Source organism: Streptomyces sp. NPDC017890, from assembly GCF_044328675.1.
Taxonomy (GTDB): domain Bacteria; phylum Actinomycetota; class Actinomycetes; order Streptomycetales; family Streptomycetaceae; genus Streptomyces.
In genome coordinates, this window is sequence record NZ_JBIRHU010000013.1 from 198,621 (window position 1) to 222,541 (window position 23,921).

General features: G+C 71.6%; 24 protein-coding genes and 3 pseudogenes. 11 read left to right on the forward strand and 16 right to left on the reverse strand.

Annotation, left to right across the window (positions count from 1 at the left end):
* Nucleotides 1–216: 216 nt before the first annotated feature.
* A complete protein-coding gene (locus ACH4F2_RS19205) occupies nucleotides 217–2,778 on the reverse strand; it encodes a serine hydrolase (RefSeq protein WP_398133889.1) in 2,562 nt (853 codons plus the stop codon).
* 179 nt (nucleotides 2,779–2,957) lie between these two features.
* On the opposite strand from ACH4F2_RS19205, the gene ACH4F2_RS19210 reads away from it, so the two are divergent.
* The 3 genes from ACH4F2_RS19210 to ACH4F2_RS19220 all read left to right on the forward strand — a co-directional run bounded on the left by ACH4F2_RS19210 (nucleotide 2,958) and on the right by ACH4F2_RS19220 (nucleotide 5,305).
* Nucleotides 2,958–3,716, forward strand: a complete 759-nt coding sequence (locus tag ACH4F2_RS19210) for a GPP34 family phosphoprotein (protein ID WP_398133890.1) — start codon at nucleotides 2,958–2,960, stop codon at nucleotides 3,714–3,716.
* Nucleotides 3,717–4,044: 328 nt separating this feature from the next.
* Entirely contained in the window at nucleotides 4,045–4,902 is an 858-nt protein-coding gene (locus ACH4F2_RS19215) for a helix-turn-helix domain-containing protein (protein WP_398133891.1), read from the forward strand.
* 211 nt (nucleotides 4,903–5,113) lie between these two features.
* Nucleotides 5,114–5,305: a DUF397 domain-containing protein gene (locus ACH4F2_RS19220; RefSeq protein ID WP_398133892.1), complete on the forward strand. Its 192-nt coding sequence runs from the start codon at nucleotides 5,114–5,116 to the stop codon at nucleotides 5,303–5,305.
* A gap of 95 nt (nucleotides 5,306–5,400) precedes the next feature.
* On the opposite strand, the gene ACH4F2_RS19225 is transcribed toward ACH4F2_RS19220, so the two are convergent.
* From ACH4F2_RS19225 to ACH4F2_RS19240, 4 genes and pseudogenes are all read right to left on the reverse strand, one after another.
* On the reverse strand, nucleotides 5,401–6,276 hold the full coding sequence (locus ACH4F2_RS19225) for a MerR family transcriptional regulator (RefSeq protein WP_398133893.1): 876 nt from the start codon (nucleotides 6,274–6,276) through the stop codon (nucleotides 5,401–5,403).
* Between the two features lie 100 nt (nucleotides 6,277–6,376).
* A complete protein-coding gene (locus ACH4F2_RS19230; RefSeq protein ID WP_398133894.1) occupies nucleotides 6,377–6,898 on the reverse strand; it encodes a glutathione peroxidase in 522 nt (173 codons plus the stop codon).
* A gap of 241 nt (nucleotides 6,899–7,139) precedes the next feature.
* Entirely contained in the window at nucleotides 7,140–7,847 is a 708-nt protein-coding gene (locus ACH4F2_RS19235) for a DUF5701 family protein (protein WP_398133895.1), read from the reverse strand.
* 95 nt (nucleotides 7,848–7,942) lie between these two features.
* Nucleotides 7,943–8,164, reverse strand: a pseudogene (locus ACH4F2_RS19240) (antibiotic acetyltransferase); the annotation flags it as partial.
* A 91-nt stretch (nucleotides 8,165–8,255) separates the two neighbouring features.
* Between ACH4F2_RS19240 and ACH4F2_RS19245 the strand changes: the two are divergent.
* Nucleotides 8,256–8,897, forward strand: a complete 642-nt coding sequence (locus ACH4F2_RS19245) for a TetR family transcriptional regulator (RefSeq protein ID WP_398133896.1) — start codon at nucleotides 8,256–8,258, stop codon at nucleotides 8,895–8,897.
* On the opposite strand, the gene sigJ is transcribed toward ACH4F2_RS19245, so the two are convergent.
* Complete coding sequence (sigJ, locus tag ACH4F2_RS19250) at nucleotides 8,894–9,829, reverse strand: RNA polymerase sigma factor SigJ (RefSeq protein ID WP_398133897.1); 936 nt, start codon at nucleotides 9,827–9,829, stop codon at nucleotides 8,894–8,896. The two genes, ACH4F2_RS19245 and sigJ, sit on opposite strands and share 4 nt — an antisense overlap.
* A gap of 184 nt (nucleotides 9,830–10,013) precedes the next feature.
* Here sigJ and ACH4F2_RS19255 point away from each other — a divergent pair, with 184 nt between their 5' ends.
* The 5 genes from ACH4F2_RS19255 to ACH4F2_RS19275 all read left to right on the forward strand — a co-directional run bounded on the left by ACH4F2_RS19255 (nucleotide 10,014) and on the right by ACH4F2_RS19275 (nucleotide 13,515).
* The gene (locus tag ACH4F2_RS19255) at nucleotides 10,014–10,487 is read left to right on the forward strand and encodes a carboxymuconolactone decarboxylase family protein (RefSeq protein ID WP_398133898.1); all 474 of its coding nucleotides are present in this window, start codon (nucleotides 10,014–10,016) and stop codon (nucleotides 10,485–10,487) included.
* A 52-nt stretch (nucleotides 10,488–10,539) separates the two neighbouring features.
* The gene (locus ACH4F2_RS19260) at nucleotides 10,540–11,088 is read left to right on the forward strand and encodes a YceI family protein (RefSeq protein ID WP_398133899.1); all 549 of its coding nucleotides are present in this window, start codon (nucleotides 10,540–10,542) and stop codon (nucleotides 11,086–11,088) included.
* Between the two features lie 553 nt (nucleotides 11,089–11,641).
* A complete protein-coding gene (locus tag ACH4F2_RS19265) occupies nucleotides 11,642–11,980 on the forward strand; it encodes a MerR family transcriptional regulator (protein ID WP_398133900.1) in 339 nt (112 codons plus the stop codon).
* A gap of 180 nt (nucleotides 11,981–12,160) precedes the next feature.
* Entirely contained in the window at nucleotides 12,161–12,520 is a 360-nt protein-coding gene (locus ACH4F2_RS19270; RefSeq protein ID WP_398133901.1) for a hypothetical protein, read from the forward strand.
* Nucleotides 12,521–12,648: 128 nt separating this feature from the next.
* Entirely contained in the window at nucleotides 12,649–13,515 is an 867-nt protein-coding gene (locus ACH4F2_RS19275; protein ID WP_398133902.1) for a GyrI-like domain-containing protein, read from the forward strand.
* A 221-nt stretch (nucleotides 13,516–13,736) separates the two neighbouring features.
* Here ACH4F2_RS19275 and ACH4F2_RS19280 read toward each other — a convergent pair whose 3' ends face one another.
* The 6 genes and pseudogenes from ACH4F2_RS19280 to ACH4F2_RS19305 form a co-directional block, all read right to left on the reverse strand.
* Nucleotides 13,737–13,997, reverse strand: a complete 261-nt coding sequence (locus ACH4F2_RS19280) for a cold-shock protein (protein ID WP_398133903.1) — start codon at nucleotides 13,995–13,997, stop codon at nucleotides 13,737–13,739.
* 27 nt (nucleotides 13,998–14,024) lie between these two features.
* A pseudogene (locus ACH4F2_RS19285) lies at nucleotides 14,025–14,228 on the reverse strand (UTRA domain-containing protein); the annotation flags it as partial.
* A 43-nt stretch (nucleotides 14,229–14,271) separates the two neighbouring features.
* On the reverse strand, nucleotides 14,272–14,535 hold the full coding sequence (locus tag ACH4F2_RS19290; RefSeq protein ID WP_398133904.1) for a hypothetical protein: 264 nt from the start codon (nucleotides 14,533–14,535) through the stop codon (nucleotides 14,272–14,274).
* A gap of 218 nt (nucleotides 14,536–14,753) precedes the next feature.
* Complete coding sequence (locus ACH4F2_RS19295; RefSeq protein ID WP_398133905.1) at nucleotides 14,754–15,200, reverse strand: hypothetical protein; 447 nt, start codon at nucleotides 15,198–15,200, stop codon at nucleotides 14,754–14,756.
* A gap of 45 nt (nucleotides 15,201–15,245) precedes the next feature.
* Nucleotides 15,246–15,719 carry an SHOCT domain-containing protein gene (locus tag ACH4F2_RS19300; protein ID WP_398133906.1) on the reverse strand — a complete coding sequence of 158 codons (474 nt, stop codon included), beginning with the start codon at nucleotides 15,717–15,719 and terminating at the stop codon, nucleotides 15,246–15,248.
* Between the two features lie 295 nt (nucleotides 15,720–16,014).
* Complete coding sequence (locus ACH4F2_RS19305; RefSeq protein ID WP_398133907.1) at nucleotides 16,015–16,668, reverse strand: HdeD family acid-resistance protein; 654 nt, start codon at nucleotides 16,666–16,668, stop codon at nucleotides 16,015–16,017.
* A gap of 326 nt (nucleotides 16,669–16,994) precedes the next feature.
* Between ACH4F2_RS19305 and ACH4F2_RS19310 the strand changes: the two are divergent.
* Together ACH4F2_RS19310 and ACH4F2_RS19315 are read left to right on the forward strand one after the other, a co-directional pair.
* Nucleotides 16,995–17,156, forward strand: a pseudogene (locus ACH4F2_RS19310) (two pore domain potassium channel family protein); the annotation flags it as partial.
* A complete protein-coding gene (locus ACH4F2_RS19315; RefSeq protein WP_398133908.1) occupies nucleotides 17,153–18,562 on the forward strand; it encodes a DUF2252 domain-containing protein in 1,410 nt (469 codons plus the stop codon). The pseudogene ACH4F2_RS19310 and the gene ACH4F2_RS19315, both read left to right, overlap by 4 nt.
* Before the next feature lie 48 nt (nucleotides 18,563–18,610).
* Here the strand turns inward: ACH4F2_RS19315 and ACH4F2_RS19320 are convergent, their stop codons facing one another.
* The 4 genes from ACH4F2_RS19320 to ACH4F2_RS19335 all read right to left on the reverse strand — a co-directional run bounded on the left by ACH4F2_RS19320 (nucleotide 18,611) and on the right by ACH4F2_RS19335 (nucleotide 23,920).
* Nucleotides 18,611–18,808 carry a hypothetical protein gene (locus tag ACH4F2_RS19320; protein ID WP_052843475.1) on the reverse strand — a complete coding sequence of 66 codons (198 nt, stop codon included), beginning with the start codon at nucleotides 18,806–18,808 and terminating at the stop codon, nucleotides 18,611–18,613.
* Nucleotides 18,809–18,948: 140 nt separating this feature from the next.
* On the reverse strand, nucleotides 18,949–19,482 hold the full coding sequence (locus ACH4F2_RS19325) for a hypothetical protein (RefSeq protein WP_398133909.1): 534 nt from the start codon (nucleotides 19,480–19,482) through the stop codon (nucleotides 18,949–18,951).
* Nucleotides 19,483–19,499: 17 nt separating this feature from the next.
* Nucleotides 19,500–21,143, reverse strand: a complete 1,644-nt coding sequence (locus tag ACH4F2_RS19330; RefSeq protein ID WP_398133910.1) for an MFS transporter — start codon at nucleotides 21,141–21,143, stop codon at nucleotides 19,500–19,502.
* Between the two features lie 98 nt (nucleotides 21,144–21,241).
* Entirely contained in the window at nucleotides 21,242–23,920 is a 2,679-nt protein-coding gene (locus tag ACH4F2_RS19335; RefSeq protein ID WP_398133911.1) for a LuxR C-terminal-related transcriptional regulator, read from the reverse strand.
* Nucleotide 23,921 lies beyond the last annotated feature (1 nt).

Consider the following 23,921-nt stretch of genomic DNA (forward strand, 5'->3'; position numbering starts at 1 on the left):
GCGACCGGCGACCTGCCCGTTTCGTGACGCTAGCACGCACCCCCGCACCGTGGCTTCCTCCCCTCGGTGCCCCTCCGGGCCCCCTTCCGGACCTTCCATGACGTTCCGGGACGCAAACGTCCCCGCGGCCGGGAGGCCGCGGGGACGGGAGTGCCGGTCCGGCCGGTCCGGCCGGTCCGGCCGGTCCGGCCGGGGCTGGCCTGGGCGGGCCGGGCGTCAGCCCAGGCGGGTCAGCTTGTCCATGAAGGCGGGCTCCACGAGGTCCTTCTGCAGGGCGACCGGCACCTTCACCGCGCCGGCGGCTCCGCCGTCGCCCACCGTGAGCGTGCCGACCTTCGTGCCGGCCGGGGCCGTGTGCGGCACCTCGTCCGCCGTGAACGTCAGTTTGACGGTCAGCCCCGGCCAGCCGACGGCCGTGACGTCCTTCGCGGCGACGACCGGCGTCCGGCCGCCGAGGCCGTCGTCGACGTACCCGACGACGGTCCCCTTCTTCAGGATCGTCGACGACTCCAGCGTGTCCTGCGCGGCCCGGATCAGCTTGTCGCCGGAGGTCAGCGCGGCGCTGAGGATGGTGTTGTCCTTGCCGCCCGCGGGCTGGCGGACCACGGCACCGACGATGGTCCGGGTCTCGCCGCCGATCTCCTTCTTGGCCGCGAAGACGAGGTTGCCGAGGGCGGAGGTGGTGGTGCCGGTCTTGATGCCGACGACGTTGTTGGAGCCCACCAGCTGGTTCCAGTTGGGGTGGTTGACGCCCTTGTAGTCGTCGTACGACATCTGCGCGGCGACCTCACGGAACGCGGGGGACTTCATCGCCTCCTTGGCCAGCTTCACCTGGTCCACGGCCGTGCTCACCGTCGTGTCGTTCAGCCCCGACGGGTCGGTGTACGTCGTGTTCGTCATGCCGAGGTCCTTCGCGGCGGCGTTCATCTTCTCCACGAACGCCTTCTCCGACCCCGCGTCCCAGCGGGCGAGCAGCCGCGCCACGTTGTTCGCGGACGCGATCAGAACGGCCTCCAGGGCCTCGCGCTGGGAGATCGAGTCGCCCGCGTAGACGTGCGCGGTCGACTCCTGGCCCGCGTCCGACTGGTCCTCGGCGGCCTGGTCGATCGGGATCTTCGGCCCTTCGGCGCCGCTGCCCAGCGGGTGGTCGCGCAGGACGACGTACGCGGTCATGACCTTGGCGACACTCGCGATCGGCACGGGCTTCTGGTCACCGGACGAGCCGAACGTGCCGATGCCCTGCACGTCGAGCGCGGCCTGCCCGCTGGACGGCCACGGGATCTCGGGCTTGCCGCCCTCGAAGGTGAAGCTGTCCTGCGCCGTGAGGTCGAGGGTCGGCGTGGGCAGCGAACGCATGGACTGCACGACGCCGAAGACGATCACCAGCAGGATGACCAGCGGGGTCCAGATCTTGACCCGGCGCACCGTCGTCCGCAGCGGGGTCTCCGGGGGCGGCGGGGTGTTCGTCAGCTCCGCCAGCAGGTCCAGCGGCGGCTTCGGCGGCAGCGGCTGCTGCCTGGTCCGCTCGGGCCCGACCTGCGGTACGGCGGCGGTGGCTCCGGTGGGGAGTGCCCGCGGCGCCTCGGGGGCGGCCGCGGGGGCCTCGGACGGCGGCTGGGAGGACCGGGACCGCGGGGGCTTGCGCGTCGCCGGGTCGTCCGGATGCCGGAGCGCGACGAACTTGCTGGTCCGCTCGGCGTCCGTCTCGGAGCCGCCGCCGGTCTTCCGGGGGCCGGAGGCGGCGTCGCCCAGCTTCAGCATGGTCGTCGGCTGGTCGACGGCGGGCGCGGAGGGCCGCGGGGCCTTGAAGACGGCGGTGGGCTGATCGACAGGACGCTTGTCGGTGTCGGTGTCGGTGTCGGTGTCGTCGTTTGTGCCGTCACCGTCGTCCTCGGAGGGGCCCGACTCGTCCCCGGCAGGGGCGCCACCGTCCGTCCCCGCGTCGGAGCCGGAGTCACCGTCACCGTCGGCGGCACTGTCCGCAGCCGCAGCCGCAGCCGCAGCCGCAGCGACGCGATCGTCGTCGCGCTTCTCCGGGTCCTGCCGCGCGGCGGAGCGGCCGTCGGGCCCCTCGTCCCCGGGCTGCTCGGTGTCCGCCGGCGCGTCGGGTGCGTCGGGGTCCGTCCCGGAAGCCGCCGTCACGGCGCCGGTGTCATCGGCATCGGCGTCGGCGGCCGTGGCGCCGCGTTCGTCCTCCGACGCTTCGGAGTCCCGCGGGCCCTCCTCCGTGGCCTCCGGCCCCGGCGCGTCCTCGGCGCTCGCTTCCGCGTCTGCCGACTCCTCCGCGTCCGTGAGCCGCGCGTTCGCGGCGGCCCGCTCGTCCGCGGTCGCCACCCAGGCCGCGACGGCTTCCCGCAGCCGGCCGTCGGCCGGAGCGGCGGACTCGGCGCGGCCGTCCTCGGAGCCACCGGAAACGGACGTGCCGGACGTACCGGAGGAGGCGTCCTCGGTCTCGTCCGCGGCGGGGTTCTCCGGGCCGGAGTCCTCAGTCTCAACCGCGTCCTCGTCCTCCGCCCCACCCCCAGCCTCCGCCTCGCGGACCGAGAGCACCCGGGTCGCCGTATCGACGCCCCCACGGGACCCGGCGGACCCCGCGGACCCGGCGGACGCCGAAGGCTTCGCGTCCTCCCGTGCCACCGCAAGCCGCGGATCACGCGTCTCGCTCGCCTCGGCCCTGGCTTCGGGAACCGGACCCGCGCTCCCCGACGTCGGTTTGTCCGACGACTCGCGCTGCTTCGACCTGTCGGGGGACTCGCCCGCCACCGATGCCTCCTCCATGCGCCGCGCACGTCGTGTGTGCGCTACCGAACCATGTACCAGTGTCCTGTGTACGGGTAGGACCCACGCGGTAGACGAGAACGACATACCTACTGGTTCCACTACGAACTGGTCACGCACCCTCGACAGACCAATGTGAGAGGGGTCACCCTGTCTGTCATCCACGCGGGGAGGCATGGATGGGCAGGAGCCGCAGAACACTTCCGGAGGAGCTTCTGCTGCTGGCGTTGGACCCGACCACGGGTACCACCGCACAGCCGCAGTCGCTCGACCTCGGTCTGGCCGGAGCACAGCTGGTGGAGCTGGCGCTGGCCGGACGGATAGCCCCAGACGGGGATCGTATCGCCGTGGTGGCACCACGGCCGACAGGAGATCCAACACTGGACTGCGCGTTGGAGTTGCTGCGAAGGCGTGGCGCTCCCGTACGGGCGGTCAACTGGATTGGCGGGCCCCGCCTGGGGCTGCGCCAGACCTACCTCTCGCATCTGGAGCGATGCGGCATGGTGCATGCCGTGGAGGGCCAGATGTGCGGGGTGCTGCCGACGACTCGCTATCAGGCGACGGACACGGCGATCAGCAGGGAGATCAAGGCCCGGCTGGACTCGGCGATCCGCACCGGCGTACCGCCGGACCCGCGGACCGCGGCGCTCGCCGCGCTGGCCCACGCGGTCGGTCTCGGCAAGCACCTCTACCCGGGCAACGAAGGGCGCTCGTCACGGTCCCGCCTGCGGGACCTCATCAGGCACGACCCCATGGGCGGACTGGTGGCGCACGCGGTGATGGACGTTCAGAACGGCGCGGTGGCCCAGCCACGCCGCGCCCCGGCCCCGGCAGGCCGCCAGGCCGCGGGACCGGGAGCCAGGCCCGCCCCGGAACCCGCCCGCGGTGTTCCGGCGCAACCACGCCACGGATCCATGGCGCGCGCGGTGGCCCATTGAGCCGCACCCCACCGCGGTAACGCGCGTCAGCAGTACCGAAAAGCATCACCGCATCACCGCACCGCCGCACCACCAGTCCCCTGGACCCGGTCACGGGAGCCGCGGGTTCGCGCGGGGTGGTGGGCCCGTCCGTACGTCCGGCGCGACCGGACGACGGCACGGTCCCGCCGCCTCGCGCGGCCATTAGTACGGGTGGCGCCCCGAACTGGCGTGTACGCGGCGCATATCGACCGTTTCCCAGCGGTAGAAAGCACCTTGGTGGCAGTCTGCTCAGCAGCAGATACGCAAAGTGGCAAGCATGAGTCACGCAGCCGGAGGTGCACGTCCCGTGGCGTCCAATGTCAATCCCACCGTCAGGCGGCGCCGGCTGGGCCAGGAGCTGCGCCGGCTCCGTGAGCTCAAGGGCATGACGGCCGAGGAGGTGGCCGAGCGGCTGCTGGTCTCGCAGTCGAAGATCAGCCGCCTGGAGAACGGCCGGCGCAGTATCAGCCAGCGTGACGTCCGCGACCTGTGCGGGGTGTACGAGGTCGAGGACCAGCGGGTCGTCGATTCACTGATGCAGATGGCGAAGGACTCGCGCCAGCAGGGCTGGTGGCACGCGTTCGGGGACATCCCGTACAGCGTCTACATCGGCCTGGAGACCGACGCCGAGTCGCTGCGGACGTACGAACCCCAGATCATCACCGGCCTGTTGCAGACCCGGCCGTACGCCGAGGCGCTCATCCAGGGCGCGCTGCCCGAGACATCGGTCGCGGACATCGAGAAACGGGTCCAGGTCCGCATAAGACGTCAGGAGCGCATCGGTGCCGACAACAACCCGCTGAGGCTGTGGGTGGTCCTCGACGAGGCCAGCCTGCGCCGGGTGGTGGGCGGCAAGCAGGTGATGCGCGAACAACTGGAGCACGTCGCCGAGATGTCGCAGCTGCCGCACATCACCGTGCAGGTGCTGCCGTTCGACGTCGGGGCGCACCCCGGCATCAACGGCCAGTACTCGATCCTGGAGTTCGCCGACGCGGCCGACTCCAGCGTCGTGTACATCGAGGGCGTCACCAGCGACCTGTACCTGGAGAAGGCGCAGGACGTGCAGAAGTACACGGTGATGTACGAGCACCTGCGGGCCCAGGCACTGAACGTGGAACAGTCGCGGCAGCGCATCGAGGACGTGGCCAAGGAGTACGCCCGCTGACGTGGCGGCGGGATGTTACACCCCGATGGGGGGTACTGGAAGTGCCGCCTGGAATATGCCATCCGGTCGAGTGAATGGCTGCTCCGGTCGGCGAGGTCAGCGAGTAGCGTCGATCACGCCAAAGATCAAGTGTCATTGGCGTGAACCGCGCCGCGGCCCAGTGGGCGCGCGGCACGGCGACAGAACCCAGCAACTCGCCATCGGAGCAGACATGGCAATTCTTCAGGGCGCCACGGAATCATGGACCAAGTCCTCCTACTCCGGAGGAAACGGTGCGTGTGTCGAGGTCAGGTCACCGCTCGTCGCGGCACTCGCCGTCCGCGACTCCAAGGTCACCGAGGGCCCGGTCCTGGCGTTCCCCGCCGACGCGTGGAACGCCTTCGTGACCTCGGTCAAGAAGTAACGACTCCGCGCGCCGTCCGCCGGCACCGCCGACGGAGCCCTCTCGACCAGTTCGCCGACCTCGCCGAGAGGGCTCTGTTCAGTCCTGACCTTCCGTCACCCGGCCTCGCCCCGGCGCACGGGGAACGCGATGTCGCACACCGGGTCCTCGGGGCCCGCGGCGTCCCAGTCGGCGAAATACACCTCACGGCACGGCCCCGCCACCGTCAGGCCCTGAGCGGCGACCCACTCCTCCACCGCCTCGAAGGCGGCCAGGATCTGCGGGTGGGCCACCTGCGCCTTGGTGATCCGGGTGTAGGCCAGCCGCCGGGCCGGCTCCACCCGTACCCGCGTCTGCCAGGCCCGCCCCCGCTCCTCGCTCCACGCCCGCGCCGCCGCCTCGTCGGCGACCGGCACGCACGACTCCGCCGGACCGTCGCTCTCCACCGACACCTCGGCGTGGTACACGACGAACGGCGCCGCCGTCACACCTCCGCAGCCCCGGGCCGCCTCCTCCAGCCGGGTCAGCGAGGCGCCGATCCACGCCGGCAACTCGTCCGCCAGCGTGTGCCGGGACTCGCTGATCACCACCTGCTCGGGCACGTCCACCGTCTCGACCGCGAACTTTCCGTACACCTCGGAGCTCCTCCCCGAAAGACGTCCACGGAGGTAGTCGGCGAGCGTCCGCTGCCCGGCCACCCGGGCCTCCACATCCGCCCAGTAGGCGTCGAGCAGGCCGGCGGCCCCCGGCCCGTCCGCACGCACCACCTCCGCGACCTTCGCCAGCGGCATGTCCAACTGGCGCAGCAGGGCCACGAGCCGGGCGCGTTCGGTCTGGCGGGTGCGGTAATAGCGGTAACCGGTGACCTCGTCCACATGGTCGGGCACCAGCAGGCCCATCCGGTCGTACAGCCTGAGGGCCTTGGCCGACAGCCGGGCCCGCGCGGCGAACGCCCCGATGGTCAGCAACTCGTCGTCGCGTGCATCGCCCACGTCGTCATCCTCCGTCACCGGGCGGCCTTTCCGCCCGGCGACGACGACGCTCGGGCCTGCCCCAGGGACAAGGTCAACGAGCCGGCCAGAACCCGTGCGATCAACCGGCCAGCCGCTCCTCCACGGCCGCCACCACCTCCGCCGACTCCGGCTCGGTCTGCGGCGAGAACCTCGCGGTGACCTTGCCGTCCCGCCCGATCAGGAACTTCTCGAAGTTCCAGCGGATGTCCCCGCTGTGCCCCTCCGCGTCGGCGAAGCCGGTCAGCCGGTCGTACAGCGGATGCCGGCCCTCCCCGTTGACCTCCGCCTTCTCGGTCATCGGGAAGGTGACGCCGTACGTCGCCGAGCAGAACTCGGCGATCTCGTCGGCGCTGCCCGGCTCCTGTCCCATGAACTGGTTGCAGGGCACGCCGAGCACGGTGAAGCCCCGCTCCGCGTACCGCTCGTGCAGCCGCTCCAGGCCGGCGTACTGCGGGGTGAGCCCGCACTTGGAGGCCACGTTGACCACCAGTACGACCCGGCCCGCGTACTGGGCCAGGTCGGCGGTCCCGCCCTGGAGGGCACCGATCTCGACGTCGAGGGGAAGACTGTCGTCGCGCTGCGCGTTCTCTGAGGTCGTCATGCCCGGATGCTAGCCCCGTGACCCGCCCCCGACCGCGAGGACCACGGCGTCGACCGGGGTTCCGCGACGGCCGTGGGCGGCAGGCCCGGGCGGGGCGGGGTCGTTCACCGCAGCAGCGTGAACGCGTGGACGGGGGCAGCGGTGCGTCGCTCGGCCTCGATCGGGTCGAGGACCGCCCGGGCGGGGTGAGTCCGATCGGGGCCGCCGGAGACCGGGACCACGGAGGCGGGCCGCCGGGGGTTCAGGCGCGGCGGGCCCCGGCGGAGGCCACCCCGAGCCAGGTGTGCGGGTTGCCCGCCCAGCACCAGCCCAGCTTCGGAGCCTTCTGGCTGATCCAGACGGCCGGGACCCGGCGGTCGCCGGACCGTGAACCGCCCAGCGAGAAGCACTTGTTCTTCACCAGGATCTGCGGCGTGTGCGTCATCAGCGCGATGCCCTCCTCGATGGTGAGCGGACTGCGGCCCCGCCCGGTGATGGCGGCCATCGCGTCGTCGGGGACGACCCCGCAGTACTCCTCCCCGCGCTCGACGTCGAAGAGCAGGTGGACACCGTCCCGGCCGGGCGGCTCGGCCTCCTCAGTGGCGACGAACCGTTCCAGGGCGCCCGGCTCGAAGGTGCGGTCGACGAACCCGGGCAGCCGGCCGGCGTGCAGCGTCGTCAGCGGCATGGTCCGCTCGATCGGGGCGAGCTCGCGGGAGACGACCAGGACGAAGGGCACCCGGCCGTTCGCGGCGGGGTCGTACTCCTGGCCCGGGTCGCCCGTGTGGGCCACGGCCTCGGCGCGCAGCGGTGCCACCAGCTCGGCGAACTGCTCCGGGGAGCGCCCGGAGAGCGCCGGGTAGCCGAGCGCGTCGAGCGTACGGACCTGCCGGTCGAACTCGGCGGCCGCGTCGAAAGCCGGGGATCCGGAGGAGGCGGGGGAGTCGGTGGTGTGCGTCCGGTCGGTCAAGCGAGGTTCTCCTTCGTCGTGGCCGTCGTGGCCGTCGTGGCCGTCGTGGCCGTCGTGGCCGTCGCGTTCGTCGTGTTCGTCGTCTTCGGTGTGTTCGTCGCGATGGCCTCGATGTCGGCCGGACTGCCCGACATGATCGTCCTGACGTGGCGGGTGACCAGCTCGACCGGCCAGTCCCACCACGCGGCCCGCCGCAGCCGCGCGACGTCGTCGGCGTCGTAACGGCTGCGGACGGGCCGGGCCGGATTGCCGCCGACGATCGTGTACGGCGGAACGTCGCCGGTGACCACCGACCCGGCGGCGACGATCGTGCCGTGCGCTTCGACAGATTCATTCATCGGGGGGAATTTTACTCACGGGCTAGGTTAGCTGTCAACGTAAAAATACAATCGAGGTAAGATTCTTCTCATGGAACCGAACACGCCGGCGCCGGGCCTCCGCGAGACCAAGAAGCGCGAGACGCGGCAGCTGATCTCCGACCAGGCCACCAGGCTCTTCATCGAGCGGGGCTTCGAGCGCACGACGATCGCCGAGATCGCCGACGCCGCCCGCGTCGCCAAGAAGACGGTGACGAACTACTTCCCGCACAAGGAGGACCTGGCCCTCGACCACCAGGACGAGTTCGTCGCCGCCCTGGCCGGCACGGTGGCCGCGCGCGAGCCGGGCGTAACCCCGTTGACGGCTCTGCGCAATGCCTTCCTGGCGGCCGTGGCGGTCCAGGACCCCGTCGCGGGCTTCGCCGGCCCGGCCTTCACCCGCATGATCGCCGACAGCCCCACCCTCACCGCCTGCCTGCGCGGCCTCCACGACCAGCGGGAGGAGGCGCTGACCGCCACCCTGGCCGAATCGACGGCCACCCCACCGGACGACATCACCCCCCGCACGGCCGCGGCCCTGCTCGGGGGAGTCCACCGGGTCCTGTTCGCCCGTATCCAGGAGCTGACGCTGGCCGGGCGCACGAACCCGGAGATCGCGGAGGTGCTGACGAGGGAGGCGCCACGCGCCTTCGACCTGCTGGCTCCGGCCCTCGCGGAGTACGGACGGGCCTAGAACCTGGTCCAGGGCCGGAGTTTCTCCGGGTTCCGCACGCCCCAGATGTGGGTGACCCGGTCGCCGGTGACATCCAGCGACATCACCGCCACGGTGGCATCCTCCAGCCGCAGCACCAGCCCCGGCCGGCCGTTGACCGTACGCTCCAGAAGCACCAGGCCGGGGGCCCTCTCGGCGAGGTCGACGAGGTAGCGCGCGACCCGCTCGCCGCCTTCGACCGGGGCCGGCGCGGCCTGGACGAGACCGCCACCGTCGCTGATCGCCGTGACCTCGGGGTCGAGGAGACCGATGAGGGCGTCGATGTCCTTGGCCTCCCAGGCCTGCCGGAAGTCCCGGACGACGCGGGCGCGCTGGGCGGCCGGAGTCGCCGGAGCCCGCGACGCGCGCAGGCGGCGGCGGGCCGAGGAGGCCAGCTGGCGGCAGGCCGCCGGCGTACGGCCCACGATCTCCGCCACTTCGGCGAAGGAGTAGCGGAACACGTCGTGAAGGACGAACGCGACGCGTTCGGCGGGGGTCATCGAGTCGAGCACGACGAGGAAGGCCATCGTGACCGACTCGTCGAGAGTGACGCGGTCGGCCGGGTCGGCGGCCCGGCCGCCGGGCCGCCCGTCGGCCCACTCCGACGCGTCGGGCAGCGGCTCCGGAATCCACTCGCCCACGTAGCGCTCGCGCCGGGCCCGGGCCGAGCCGAGCTGGTCGAGGCAGATACGGCTCGCGACCTTCGTCAGCCAGCCGCCGGGGGCCTCGACGGCCTTCTGCTGCTGCGGGGACATGGCGTACCAGCGGGTGTACGTCTCCTGTACGACGTCCTCGGCGTCGGCCAGCGAGCCGAGCAGCCGGTACGCGAGATTGATCAGCTGACGCCGCTCGCTCATGATCGCGCCCAGGCCCGGATCGAGCGGGCCGTCTCCTGGCTCGGACTGGGTCCTCATGATGTTGCCGCTCCCTTGGCCGCGTCTGCCGTCACCAGTACGACGAGACAGCCCCGCGGAATGTGAGGCGGGGGCGTCACCTCACATTCCGAGGGGCTGCCTCGTCGTACTGCCGGGACCGGCACGGTCCCGCGCACCCCGCAGTCAAAGGGGTGAAACGGCCACGCGGCAAAAGGAGATCACCATGAACGCCCGTCTCGACTTCTTCGCCCACCCGGGCTCGGCCACGTTCCTGAAGCACATCGTCTCGGCGGGCAGGGCGCTCGCGGAATCGGCGCTGCCGCCCGCGACGCGGGAACTGGTACTGCTCCGCGTCAGTCAGATCAACGGCTGCGGCTTCTGCGTCGACATGCACACCAAGGACGCCGTGCACGCCGGGGAGACCCAGCAGCGCGTCGACCTGGTCGCCGTCTGGCGGGAGGCCACGGTGTACACCGACGCCGAGCGCGCCGCCCTGGAACTCGCCGAGCAGGGCACCCGCATCGCCGACGCGGCCGGCGGTGTCCCCGACGAGGTCTGGGCGAACGCGGCCAAGCACTACGACGAGGACCAGCTCGCCGCCCTGGTGTCGGTCATCGCCCTGATCAACGCACTCAACCGCCTCAACGTCATCGCCCAGCGGCCCGCGGGCGACTACCGGCCCGGCCAGTTCGCGTGACCGGCGTCCCCGCCCGCCCCGGCCCATCACGCGGAGACAGGAGTGACCGCGCATGTCAACCACCGCCAGCCTCAGTGACCTGACCGGCGACTACGTCCTCGACACCGCCCGCACCCGCATCGGGTTCGTTGCCCGGCACACGCTGGGCACCAGGGTGCGCGGGCAGTTCGACGAGTTCGAGGGCGGCGCGTACCTGGACGGCGATCACCCGTCGAAGTCCGGCGCACGGCTCGTGATCCGGACGAGGAGCATCCGGACCGGGAACCCGCAGCGCGACGAACTGCTGCGCGCCAGGTTCCTGGACGCCGACGACCACCCGGCCATCACCTTCACCTCGGCCGAGGTCGAACAGGTCGACAGGACCCACTACAAGGTCACCGGTGGCCTGACCGTCCGCGGTGTGACCAGGCCGGTCACCGTGGACGTCGAGTTGACCGGCGACGACAGCGACCCGCAGGGCAACGTCCGGGTCGGCTTCAAGGGCAGCGTCACCATCAACCGCGACGACTGGGGCGTGAACTGGAACGGCGCGACCGCCGTCCTGGTCAGCCCGAAGGTGGTGCTGGAGTTCGACCTCGGCGTGATCCGGCGAAAGACCTGACCGAGGCGAGTCCGGGGACGGGTACCGGTGTACAAGCTGTCACTCGCATGGACCGAAATCTGTCATGGCTGCTGTAGACATGTCGCAGAGTTGGGGTTAGCGTGTCTGTTGTAGCCAGGAAGTCAGTGAGGCGTGGCAGACACGAACTGCCCGCATGCAGGACAGAGGTTGTGCACGGCGGTGGAGTGGCGGGGCCGGAGCAGGTACCGGGGTCCCCTCGCTGGCCGCCGGGCGGGTGGCCTTGTCAGGGCCGCCGGCAGTACGCAGGTTCCGCAGTACCCAGAGGTTCATCAGAAGGAAGAGAGAAGGAGGCGGACGCCATCAGGATCGCCCGGGCGAGAACGGTCCGCCCGGGTACCGCAGGCCCCGGAACGGAAGGTGGTCCCACGGTCACGCATCCGCGATCCCCGCACTCTCCGCCCCCCGTCGGGGGCCGGTGCGGAAACAGAAGGCCGGCATCGCATTAGCCGGTCGGTGGTGTTACAAATCCCTCGGGGCCTTGGTGCCGTACGGCACCAAGGCCCCTCGACGCGTTACGTAATCAGAGGTGCAGATGACCGCAGACACACCGCTCGACCGAATCGACGACGACGACTACCCCGCGTACACCATGGGACGGGCAGCGGAGATGCTCGGCACCACGCCCGCCTTCCTGCGTGCCCTCGGCGAAGCCCGGCTGATCACGCCGCTGCGCTCCGAGGGCGGCCACCGGCGCTACTCCCGCTATCAACTGCGGATCGCCGCCCGAGCCCGCGAGATGGTCGACCAGGGCACCTCCATCGAGGCGGCGTGCCGCATCATCATCCTGGAGGACCAGCTCGAAGAGGCCAAGCGCATCAACGAGGAACTGCGACGCGGTGACGTCGGGTCCCGTCACAAGGCGGGCGCCTGACCTGGACGTGGACGGCAGCCGGCCCCGCACGACCCAGTCGGCCGGCCGATCGGGCCGGGCGTCTCCCGGCCGGACGGCGGCCCGGGTGGACGAGTGCCGACCGCAGCCGGGGCGGGTGCGCGGGGTTCTTGGGATCCCTGTGGGAGCACCGCACGGACGGGGCACATAAAATTCGGTCTCATGCCGAAGCCTGACGAGCTGATCGTTGACATTGTCGCCCGCGTAGAGTCCGGGCAGAGCAGCCAGATGTCCCTGACCGTGGTCACCGGTGGTGCCGTCATCACCGGTCGCCTGGCTCCCGAAGCCGTGTGGAGGCAGAGGGTGTCGGAGGTGCTGACGGATTCCGCCAGTCTGGGCGAGTTCGCCGCCGTCTTCGACACCTCCGTGAAGAGGACCGGGCCGCCCACGCATCTCCACTTCCATGTCGCCCGGATCCTGCAGGGCACGGTGGGAATCCCGGAGACGGGAGGGATGTACCGCGTCGCGATCGAGGACGTCAGTGCCTGGACCGTGGGTGACTTCAGCTACTCCGACCACTGACCCACTGAGGCGATCGGCCTGTGCCCGATGCGATCGGCCGGTGGCCGATCGCATCGGGCACAGGATGTCGGGTCGGGGGGAGAGCCTCCTTCCTAGCGTGGTGAGCACGAAAAGGAAGGAGACCGGGAGTGCTGGAGCGTCTCAACCAGACCCTGGAGTACATCGAGCACCGCCTCGACCAGGAGGTCGACGTGACCGAGGCGGCGCGCGTCGCGGTCACCTCGGAATACCACCTGCGCCGGATGTTCTCCGCGCTCGCGGGCATGCCGCTGTCGGAGTACGTGCGGCGTCGTCGGCTCACCGTCGCGGGTGCCGAGGTGCTCGCGGGGCGCCAGTCCCTGCTGGAGATCGCGGTGCGCTACGGCTACGGCTCGGGTGAGGCGTTCGCCCGGGCGTTCCGCGCCATGCACGGCATCGGGCCGGGCGAGGCCCGGCGCACCGGCGCCGCGCTCGTCTCCCAGCCCCGGTTGGCCTTCCGTCTCACCGTCGAAGGGAGCAGCAGCATGCGCTATCGCGTAGTGGACAGGCCGGACTTCAACGTCGTCGGTCTCAAGGCCCGGGTGCCACTGGTGCACACGGGACCCAACCAGGCGATCATCGACTTCGTCCGCGGGATCGGCCCGCAGATGACCGAAGGACTGGAGAAGCTCTCGGACCAGGAGCCGCAGGGCATCGTCGCGGCCTGCGACGACCTGGACCCCAGCCGCGCCGAGGGCACCGAACTCGACTACTACCACGGGGTGATCACATCAGCCGCTGCCCCGGAGGGCGCCACGGTGCTGTCCGTCCCGGCCGGCACCTGGGCGGTCTTCACCACCTCCGGGCCGGCCCCTCAGGCCATCCAGGAGCTGTGGCGGGACGTGTTCACCCAGTGGTTCCCGTCCAACCCGTACCGCGCCCGCCCCGGCCCCGAGATCCTGCGCACCCGCCTGTCCCCGGACGGGACCGAAGCCGACGCCGAGCTGTGGCTGCCGGTGGAGCGGGAACAGGGCTGACCACGGCGTCGAGTCCAGGGGCGTGAACCCGTGACCGCGACCGCGTCGAGCATCATGGCGCGGTCGTTGCGGTATCCGCCCCTGGTGGCCGGGGTGACCCAGGGGCCGAGGGCGTCAAGACCGTCGGTCAGCCGGCCGTGTTCCCAGTGCACCCGGCCCAGCTTCCGCAGAGCCGGGCTGATGCCGCTGTCCGGCAGCCTCGTCGATGTCAGCCGTGGACGTCAGACGGAGCGGGGAACGATGCTCACCGCCCGGTAGTCGTACCCGTCCTGCTTGAAACCGGGCGCTTCCCAGGTGAGATCGACCTGCTGCCCTGGTGACAGCGTGCGGAAGCCGGGCGCCTGAATGTCGGAGAAGTGGCCGAAGCACCCTCCGGGAGTCTCGGGCGAGTCGAGGACACCCCAACCCTCCTCGTCGCTCCACTCACGCACCGTCGCGGTCACGGCTGCGGTGTCCTCACGCGTCCCTCTGCGGCGGCCCATCTGCCTCTCCCTTCACGCATGGCGCTGTCACCGGCTGACCAGGATCTCGTAGAGGACCTCGCGGTGAGCCGCGGGCACCTCTATGTCCGCTGTCTCCACCGGTCGACCGTCGCCGCTGTGGTGCGTCCGCCGGACGTGCGTGACCAGTGCCGCCTTCCGGACACCGGGCGATGCCGCCTCCTCGGCGGTCGCCTGCCTGGGCTCCGGCTGCTCCACGGCATGGCTGACCGTTCTGTTCCCGACGGATCAGCATCGTACGGCGTGGGCCGTGCCGTCACCCCTGTCGTCGCACGTGCCGGTTCGACCGTCGCCGCACGGTGAAGACGCAGGCGAGGATGCCGAGGGCCCAGGCGATCAGGAGGGCGCCCCACAGCGGCATGGTCACCATGGGGATGAGGAGGCGGATCTCGACACTCGAACGGTTCTCGAAGATGAAGATGAGAGCGATCGCGGTGATCAGGGAGAAGGGTATGAGGCGTCGGACCGCGGGGCGGGAAAGGAACGACTTGTGCGCCTTGTCCGTGGTTGCCTGAGTCATGGGTGTCTCTCCATCTCATTGCCCCCCACGTCCAGCGTTTCCTCCGGTGCACTGCGGCACACAACGGACAGGGCGGAACGACGTACTGGCAGAGCCAGTGGGGAGATGCGGGCGAGAGCGGTGCCGCTCTCGCCCGCGGGCGGTGCGCCGCTCCCGCGCCGCCGGCCAGTGTCCGCGCCTCGTGCATCCACCTGTCGCTCTTTCGCTCTGTCACACGTCTAGTCCGGGGCGCGTGCCCCGGACAGGTCGTAGAGATTGCCGCCGGGCTTGATCACGCACAGGGCCCAGATGATGAAGCCCGACATGGTGATCATCACGACGGACCACAGCGGGTAGTACGGCATGGAGAGGAAGTTGGCGAGGATCACGAGTGCGGCGATGACCACGCCGGACACGCGCGCCCACGTCGCGATCTTGAGCAGCCCGGCGCTGATGATCACAGCGAGTACGCCCAGGACGAGGTGGATCCAGCCCCAGCTGGTGAGGTCGAACTGGAAGACGTAGTCGGGCGTGGTGACGAAGACGTCGTCCTCGGCGATGGCCATGATCCCCCGGAGGATGTCGAGGAGGCCGACGAGCAGGAGCATGACGGCGGCGAAGACGGTCAGGCCGGTCGCCCACGCCTGCCTCGGCGAGTGCGTCGGCCGGGTGTGTGTGGCGGTCATCGTGCGCCTCGATTCGTGGCGTGCGGATGGTCAGCGTGTGGATGGTCAGCGTGCGGAAGGGCCGGATGCGGTGGGGGCGTGGCCCGCGTGTTCCGCCGGCCCATGGCCGCTCAGGACCAGTTCCTTGGCCTTGCGGAACTCCTCGTCTGTGATAGCACCCTGATCCCGGATCTCGGAGAGCCGGGCCAGTTCGTCGACGCTGGTGCGCTGTCCACCGCTCGCGGTCTTCCTGATGTAGGCGTTGAACTCCTCCTGGCGGGCGCGGGCGTGTGCCGTCTCCCGGTGGCCCATGTTCCTCCCGCGTGCGATGACGTAGACGAACACGCCGAGGAAGGGCAGGAGGAGGCAGAACACCAGCCAGCCGGCCTTTGCCCAGCCGCTCAACCGGTCGTCGCGGAAGATGTCACCGATGATCCGGAAGAGCAGGACGAACCACATGATCCACAGGAAGACCAGAAGCATGGTCCAGAACATGCTGAGCAGTGGGTAGTCGTACGCCAGGAAGATCTGCGCGTTCATGTCCGTCCTCCGTCCCGGGCGTGCCCGGCCGTCGTTGCGTACTGACCTCAGGGTGGTCACCGGGCTCAGCGCGCGGCATCACCCGGCACGGGTGAGTTGGCCGCCGGGCGACCGGCCGGTGCCCTGTCCGGAGCCACGGCGCTCGTTCATGAGGCTGTTCGGTGCGTCGACGGAGGTGCCGGTCCGGCGGCTGCCGCCAGGACCGCGGGGAGCGGTCCGCAGGTCCACCGGAGCCGGGCGATCCGGCCGGGGTGGTCGGGGCCATCGACGTTCCTTCCACCGGTCCGCGGTCAGGTCATGGCAGCGGGCGTGCCGTCGTTCGGGGGCGTGCCCCGCGCAGCGCGGACCGCCGACCCAGGGCGACCACCGCCTCGGCCAGACCGAGCAGGACCAGCCACAGGCCGAGAAGCCGGGTCAGGGCGCGGGCCGATTCCGCGGGCAGCGCGAGGACGACGATCCCGGCGACGACCGCCAGTACCGCCAGCCCCAGGACGAGGCCGCCGTGCGGCAGGTTCTCGGTGACGAGGGCGGTGTAGAGGGTGAGGATGCCGGACACCAGCCAGACCATGCCGACGATCAGCGACAGCGCGGCGATGGTCTGCAGCGGGTTGCGCAGACACAGCACCCCGGCCAGCACGTACAGCACGGCCAGCAGGAGCCCGGGCAGCCGCTCGTGTCCCTCCCGCGCGAAGACGGCCACGAACCGGAACACACCGGTCAGCAGCAGGTACAGACCGATGAGGACGGCCAGGACATGCAGGGTCGCCTCCGGCCAGACCAGGACCAGGATGCCGGGGACCAGCGTGGCGACGGCCGATCCCATGAGCCAGGTCCAGGATCCGCCGAGCCGGCTGAGGACGTGAGCAGGGTCGTCCATGGCTCCGGGAACCGCCCTGCCGGACCCGCCTCCCCGGCCGGGGGGTTCCGCCGCATCACGGGGCACGGTCATGGCGCCTCCTCGTGGACCGGCCGGCCGCCGCCGGACCGTCCGACGGGGACGGTCGGTGAGCGCCGGAGGACTGGTAGGTGTCCGTTCCAGGGTCAGGGCCGGCACTGAGGGCCGGGGTCACCCGTCAGGGGTGATCCCGTCCTGACGGCGGGGCGGTGAGGTGGGATTCGGGAACATCTGCCCACCGGCCCGGACGAGACGAAGAGACGTGAGACGAGACGAAGAGACGTGAGATGAGCGATACGACCTCAGGAGGCAGCGGAGGCCGCACCTCGCCAGGACCGCCCCCGCGTGGCGGGCTCCGTTCCCGCCGAGCCGCCGCGGCGGTCACGATGGCGCAGATGGCGGGAGGGCTGCTGCTCGTCGGTGTCGCCGCCCGGGTGCTCGCGAGCGCGGTGCAGGCAGGGCTGAACCGCCAGCGCCGGGAGCCGACGGCTCCGCCGTGCTCCGGGGCCGGGCCTGTGGAAGAGCCGGAGGCCGGACCATGACGATACCCAGCGCCTTCACCGCCGCCCTGACGTCGGCCGAGCGAGCCGCGTACGGCAGGAAGGCCCGTAAGCGGGCCTCGCGTTCGTGCCACGGCTGGTACGAGACGGGGCAACGGCGGGGCGACCCGGTCGACCTGCTGGAGCGCCAGTCCGGCGAGCGTGTCCCGGCACTGGTGCCGATCCGCTACGGCCGCATGCTGGAGTCGCCGTTCCGCTTCTACCGCGGTGCGGCAGCGATCATGGCGGCGGACCTGGCGCCCCTGCCCAGCAGCGGACTCCAGGTGCAGCTGTGCGGGGACGCGCACCCGTTGAACTTCCGGCTCCTGGCCTCACCGGAGCGCCGCCTGGTCTTCGACATCAACGACTTCGACGAGACGCTGCCCGGCCCCTTCGAATGGGACGTCAAACGTCTTGCGGCCGGATTCGTGATCGCGGCCCGGGCGAACGGCTTCCCGCCCAAGGAGCAGAACCGCACCGTACGGGCCTGTGTGCGGGCCTACCGGGAGCGTATGCGGGAGTTCGCCGGCATGCCGGCCCTGGACATCTGGTACGCCCAGGACGACGCCGACCACATACGGCAACTGCTGGCGGCGGATGCTGCGGGGGAAGCGGAGCACCGGCTCAGGGACGCGGCCGTGAAAGCCCGCACACGCACACACACGAGGGCGTTCGCGAAGCTCACCCGCGTCACGGCCGAGGGCCGGCGCATCACCCCCGACCCGCCGCTGATCACCCCACTCGGCGATCTGCTCACCGACCCGGCCGAGGCCGGCCGGGAGGAGGAACTGCGGTCCGTCGTGAACGGCTACGCACGGTCCCTGCCGCCCGAGCGCCGGCACCTGCTGCGCCACTACCGGCTCGTGGACATGGCTCGCAAGGTGGTCGGCGTCGGCAGCGTCGGCACCCGCTGCTGGGTACTGCTCCTGCTCGGCAGGGACGACGACGACCCGCTGCTGCTCCAGGCCAAGGAAGCCTCGGAATCGGTGCTGGCCCCCCACACGGGCGGCGACCGCCACGACAACCAGGGCCGCAGGGTCGTGACCGGCCAGCGTCTGATCCAGACCACCAGCGACATCTTCCTCGGATGGACGCGCGTCACAGGTACCGATGGAACGGACCGGGACTTCTACGTGCGCCAGCTGTGGGACTGGAAGGGCATCGCGCGGCCGGAGACCATGGGTCCCGACCTGCTCTCCCTCTTCGCCCGGCTGTGTGGAGCCTGCCTGGCGCGGGCCCACGCCCGCTCCGGTGACCCCGTCGCGCTCGCCGCGTATCTGGGTGGCAGCGACCGCTTCGACCGCGCGCTCACCGAGTTCGCCCAGTCCTACGCCGACCAGAACGAACGCGACCACGAAGCCCTGCGGGCGGCCTGCCGCTCCGGCAGGGTCACGGCCGCCCGGTTGTGAGGCCGACCCGGGAACGGTGAGCGGGCCGGCACACACCGCCGGTCGGTGTCATTGCGGAAGCTGCCGCATCTCCATGACGCGCAGACCCAGTGACTGGCAGCGGGTGAGCAGCCCGTACAGATGGGCCTCGTCGATCACCGTGCCGAACAGGACGGTCTGGCCGGACATGACGACGTGCTCCAGCTCCGGGAACGCGTTGGCCAGCGTCTCCGACAGGTGTCCCTCGATTCGGATCTCGTAGCGCACGAGCGGTCCTTCCACCGGACGGGCTCGGGACACCGTCCGGGGCTCCGGGACGGACGGTGCTCCCTGTGACGATCCTGCGCCTCGTCGCCTCCGGCGCCCTCACCCGGTACAGGTGACTCCGGCCGCAGTGCCGGTGCCTTTCAGTGCGTCACTGCGATCTTGACGACGACGATCACCAGACCGAGGAGTACGTTGACCGTCGCGGTGGTGGCCACCAGCCGTCGCGAGGCGCCCGCGCGGTGTGCCGCGGCGACGGACCAGCCCACCTGTCCGGCGACGGCGACGGACAGCGCCAGCCACAGGGTGCCCTGGACGTCCAGCCCCAGTACGGGGCTGACGGCGATCGCCGCGGCCGGAGGCACGGCGGCCTTGACGATCGGCCACTCCTCGCGGCACACACGCAGGATCACCCGCCGGTCCGGAGTGCGCCGCGCGAGACGCGCTCCGAACAGCTCGGCGTGGACGTGGGCGATCCAGAACACCAGGCTGGTGAGCAACAGCAGCAGTACCAGTTCGGCGCGGGGGAACGAGCCCAGGGTGCCGGCGCCGATCACGACGGAGGCCGCGAGCATGGAGCCGTAGACACCGCCGGTGTAGTCCGCGTGAGCCCGGAGCGCGGCCCGCCGCTCCCGCCGGTCCGTGGACCGCCCTGCCCCGGTCTCGCCCGCGGTCACCTGTGTCTCCTCCGCGCTCAGCCCGTCGGCCCGGCCGGCCCGGTTGTCCGGGTCCCGGCACCGGGTTCGGGTTCGGGTTCGGACGGGCGGCCTGCCCGGGCGGTCGGAAGACGCGCGGTGACCAGGAAACTCGCGAGCGCGACTCCGCCCGTGGCCAGGATCGCCGCCTTCAGCCCGTCCAACTGGGCGGAGGCGTAGGAGTCCGCCACGGCGTCGACCTCGGACGGCGGCAGCCCGGCCTCCTCGGCCGCGGAACGCACCTGCTCGGTCGGGACGAAGGTGATACCGGCCTCCAGACGGACCCCGACCTCGTCCCGGGCGGCCGGGGACAGCCGGGGGTCGTCCGCGACCTGGGTGGTGAAGGCGCCTGCCAGCGCGCCGACCAGGATCGAGCCGATGAGCGCGGTGCCCAGCGCCGAGCCCAGATTCTGGGCCGTGAACTGCAGCCCTCCGGCCTCGCTGCGCTCCTCCTCACCGACACCGGACTGCACGACGTTGCCGAGCTGCGAGGCGAGCAGACCGACGCCCACACCCAGCACGGCCATCGCCCCGGCGAACTGGGCGTCGTCGATGACCGGGTCGATCGTGGCCAGCAGCCACACCACGGCCGCCGCCAGAATCACCAGGGCCAGCCGCACCACCCGGCGCGGTCCCATCCTGTGCCCCAGCGCGGACCCGCACAGGGAAGTCACCAGCATGGTGGCCGACACCGGCAGCAGGCGCAGCCCTGTCTGGAAGGCGTTGAAGCCCTGCACCACCTGGAGGTAGAGCGGGATGGCGAAGAACAGGCCGAGGAGGATGAGGTTCTGGCTGAGCAGCGTCGTCAGGCCGGCCCGCAGCACCGGCCTGCCCAGCAGGGACAGGTGCACCAGAGGGTCGGCGCCCCGGGTCTCCCGCCGCCGTTCCCAGCCCCGGAACAGGGCCAGCACGGCGATTCCGGCACCCACGACGAACAGGGTGGGGGAGAAGCCGAGGACGGTGAAGGGAGGGTTGCGGGGCTCGACCCAGCCCCAGGTGCTGCTCTGCAGCACCCCGAGCACGCCCAGCCCCAGCCCGGCGGCGGAGAGCGCCGCGCCGACCCCGTCCAGCCGGGGGCGCTTCGCGGCCGGGGCGGGCGTCGCGATCACCCGCCGGCACAGCAGCACGGCCACGACGACGAGTACCTCACCGGCGAAGACCAGCCGCCAGGACAGATAGGTCGTCATCCAGCCGCCCAGCAGCGGGCCGACCGCGATCCCGGCGCCGGCGAGCCCCCCGATGACCGCATAGGCGACGGCCCGGTCCCGTCCCCGATACGCCTCCGCGACCAGCGCAGCCATGGCCGGCAGCACCATGGCGGCCCCGAGCCCTTCGACGACGGACCAGCCCAGCGTGAGGACCCACAGCGTGGGCGCCACGGCCGTCACGGCCGAGCCGACCCCGTACACGGCCAGCCCCGTGAGGAACATGCGGCGCCGGCCCAGGATGTCCCCGAGCCGGCCACCGATGAGCATGAACGCCGCCATGACCAGCGCGTACAGGGTGATGACGGCCTGGATGGCGGTGACCTCCGTGTCGAAGTCCTCGACCAACCGGCTGATCGACACGTTCATCACGGAGGTGTCCAGAACCATCAGGAACTGGGCCGTACCGAGGACTGCCAGGGCCCGCCAGTGCTTCACGTCGTCTCACCTCGCCGAGTCGGACCGGTGCGCTGCGGCACGTTCCTCCCATCGCACCCCGGCGGTGGCGCCGCGTGCCTCACCCCTCGCGGGGGAGGTCACAGGAGACCGAGGTCGCGCGCCCGGCGTACCGCGTCGCCGCGCCGGTTCACCGCCAGCTTCCGGTAGGCGCTCTTGAGATGGGTCTTCACCGTGTTGACCGACACGTACAGGTCGGCTGCGATCTCCTCCGCGGACATCATGCGGGCCAGCCGGCGCAGCACATCACGTTCGCGTCCGCTCAGCTCCACCGGCACCAGGAGCGCGGGATCGGCTCCGGGCCGCACTGGTTCGCCGTGCGCTCGTGGCCGGCCGGGCAGGAGCCAGCCCTCGGCGAGCTCGTGCAGATGGGCTGTGGCCAGCAGCGGCTCGATCCAGTCCCCTGCCTGGAGGAAAGGGCGCCGCAGACGCTCGCGCCGGGCGTCGAGAAGCGCACGCGCGACGAGCCGGCGGGCGGTGACCGTGTCTCCCGACTCCTGCGCCACCCGGGCCCGCACCAGCGCCGCCCCCACGCTCACCGCGGGGCCGGTGCGTCCCTCGGCACGCACGGCGCCGAGCAGTTCGGCCGCCGCACGGGGACGCCCCGCGGCGACCTGGATCCCCGCCGCTTCCACGGCGCACACCGGTTGGTCACCACCGACGCCGTGGAGAAGGCGCACGGCTTCGTCCGGCCGTCCGTCGGCGAGGCAGGCGGCGGAGCGGACGACTGCCGCCTGACTCTCCGCCCAAGGGGACGCCACCGCCGCGGACACGGCCGGCTCCGCCGCCTCGGCGGCGGCGTCCGTTTCACCGTCGTCGAGGAGAAGGCGTGAGACGGCCAGGGCCCGCCCCGCCGTCGGCACCGGATCGTGCTCCCGCGCCGGGAGCCGCGCCGTCTCGTCGAGCAGGACCCGGGCCCGGCCCAGTTCCTGTCGGTCCACGGCCACCGCGGCCAGGACCAGCCGGCCGAGGCCCCCGCCGGGAGGCCGGGGCAGACCCGCCCGCTCCGCCTCGGACACCGCGGCCAGAGCCCTGCGCTCCGCCCGGCCGAGCCAGCCGTTGAGGTAGTCGAGTAGGGCCAGGTGCCCCATCGACTCCACTCGGGGGAGAACGGTGGCCGATCCGCCCGGGGCGCCGGCCGCACGGGTCAGCACGGCACGTGCGTCGTCGAAGCGTCCTTCCCACAGGCGGGCCGAACCCACGTGCGTCAGCAGCAGGGCGGTCAGTTCCGGATGCTCGTCCAGCAGATGGCCGGGCAGGTCCTGGCGCAGTTCCTCGGCCGTCGCGGCGGCCTGCTCGGCCCGCGGAGGGCATCCGGTGAGCCGGGCGGCGAGCGCCTCCAGCAGCGCGCAGCTCAGCCGGGCCGCCACCAGGCCGGGAGAGTCCTCGGTCTCGGAGAGCTGCTCCTGCGCCCGTCGCAGCCGGCCCAGACCGTGACCGAGGTCGCGTCGGTCCAGTGCCCCGGCCGCCCGCACGAGGTCGCTCGCCGGGCTCCTTGCCTCGGGCCCCATGCCGGCGAAGAGCTGGGCCAGAGCGTCCGAGCGCAGGCCCGTGAAGAGCTGCCCGATCGCGAGGTCGTCGACGAGCGCGCCGGCGGCCAGGTCGAAGTCGCCGCCCGCGGCTCCATGGGCGAGCGTCTCCGGGAGGAAGCCGGAACGGCGGAGCCATCGCGCGGCTCGCAGGTGCATCTCCGCTTCCGCACCGGGCAGGCGTTCGCGCAGGTGGGCCCGGAGTATCTCCCGGAAGAGCGGGTGCAGCCGGTACCAGGAGTGTCCCAGCCGCTCGATGAACGCGTTCTCCCGGTGCAGCCCGGCCAGGAGGGGTTCGGCGTCGGTCCGCAGCGTGAGGGAGTCGGCCAGGTCCGGGCAGAAACGGTCCAGGACGCTGACCCGCAGCAGCAGGTCCTGCGTCTCCTCCGTCCTCCCCTTCAGGACCTCCGCCAGCAGGAAGTCCGCGACCGTGCTGTGGTCCGCCTCGAACTCCTTCAGATACCGCTCGGGGTCGGTGCTCTCCCGGGCCGCCAGGGCGGACAGCCGCAGCCCGGCGGCCCAGCCCCGGGTGCGGTCCACCAGGGCGGACGCGGCGGGCTCGGGAAGGTGCAGCCCGTGCAGTCGCAGCAGCGCGCCGGCTTCCGCGGGGGTGAAGGACAACTCGGCGCCGCGGATCTCGGTCAGTTCGTCGGCGGCCCGGTAGCGGTGCAGCGGGAGCAGCGGCTCGGTGCGGGTGACGAGAACGAGGCGCAGCCCCTGCCCGGAGTGGTGCAGGACGAACTCCAGCTGTTCCGCGACCTCAGGGTTGGTCATCCGGTCGTACTCGTCGAGCACGAGGACCACGGGACGGTCAAGGGCGTCCAGTTCGGCGGCGAGCGATGCCAGCAGCCCGCGTCCCACGCCGGTCGAGTCCGCCGGCGTCCCGGTGGCACCGGCCGCCCGCGCCCCGCACACGCGCAGGGACTCGAAGACGTAAGCCCAGAAGACACCGGGCCGGTGATCGCCTGCCTCTACGGTCAGCCAGGCGACCGGCAGCCGCAGCCCCGCGGCCCAGTCGGCCGTCAGGAGTGTCTTGCCGGCGCCGGCCGACCCGTTGACCAGCGTCAGCGGCGTGCGCAGGGCCTGATCCAGGTGAACGACGAGCCGCTGCCGCCGCAAGAAGGTGGCAGGCCGGGAGGGAAGCGCGAACCGTGTGCGCAGGTACGGATCGCCCAACGGGTCGGCGCCCGCATCGGCCGGTGCCCGGGCCCTGCCGTCGGCCGTGCTCACA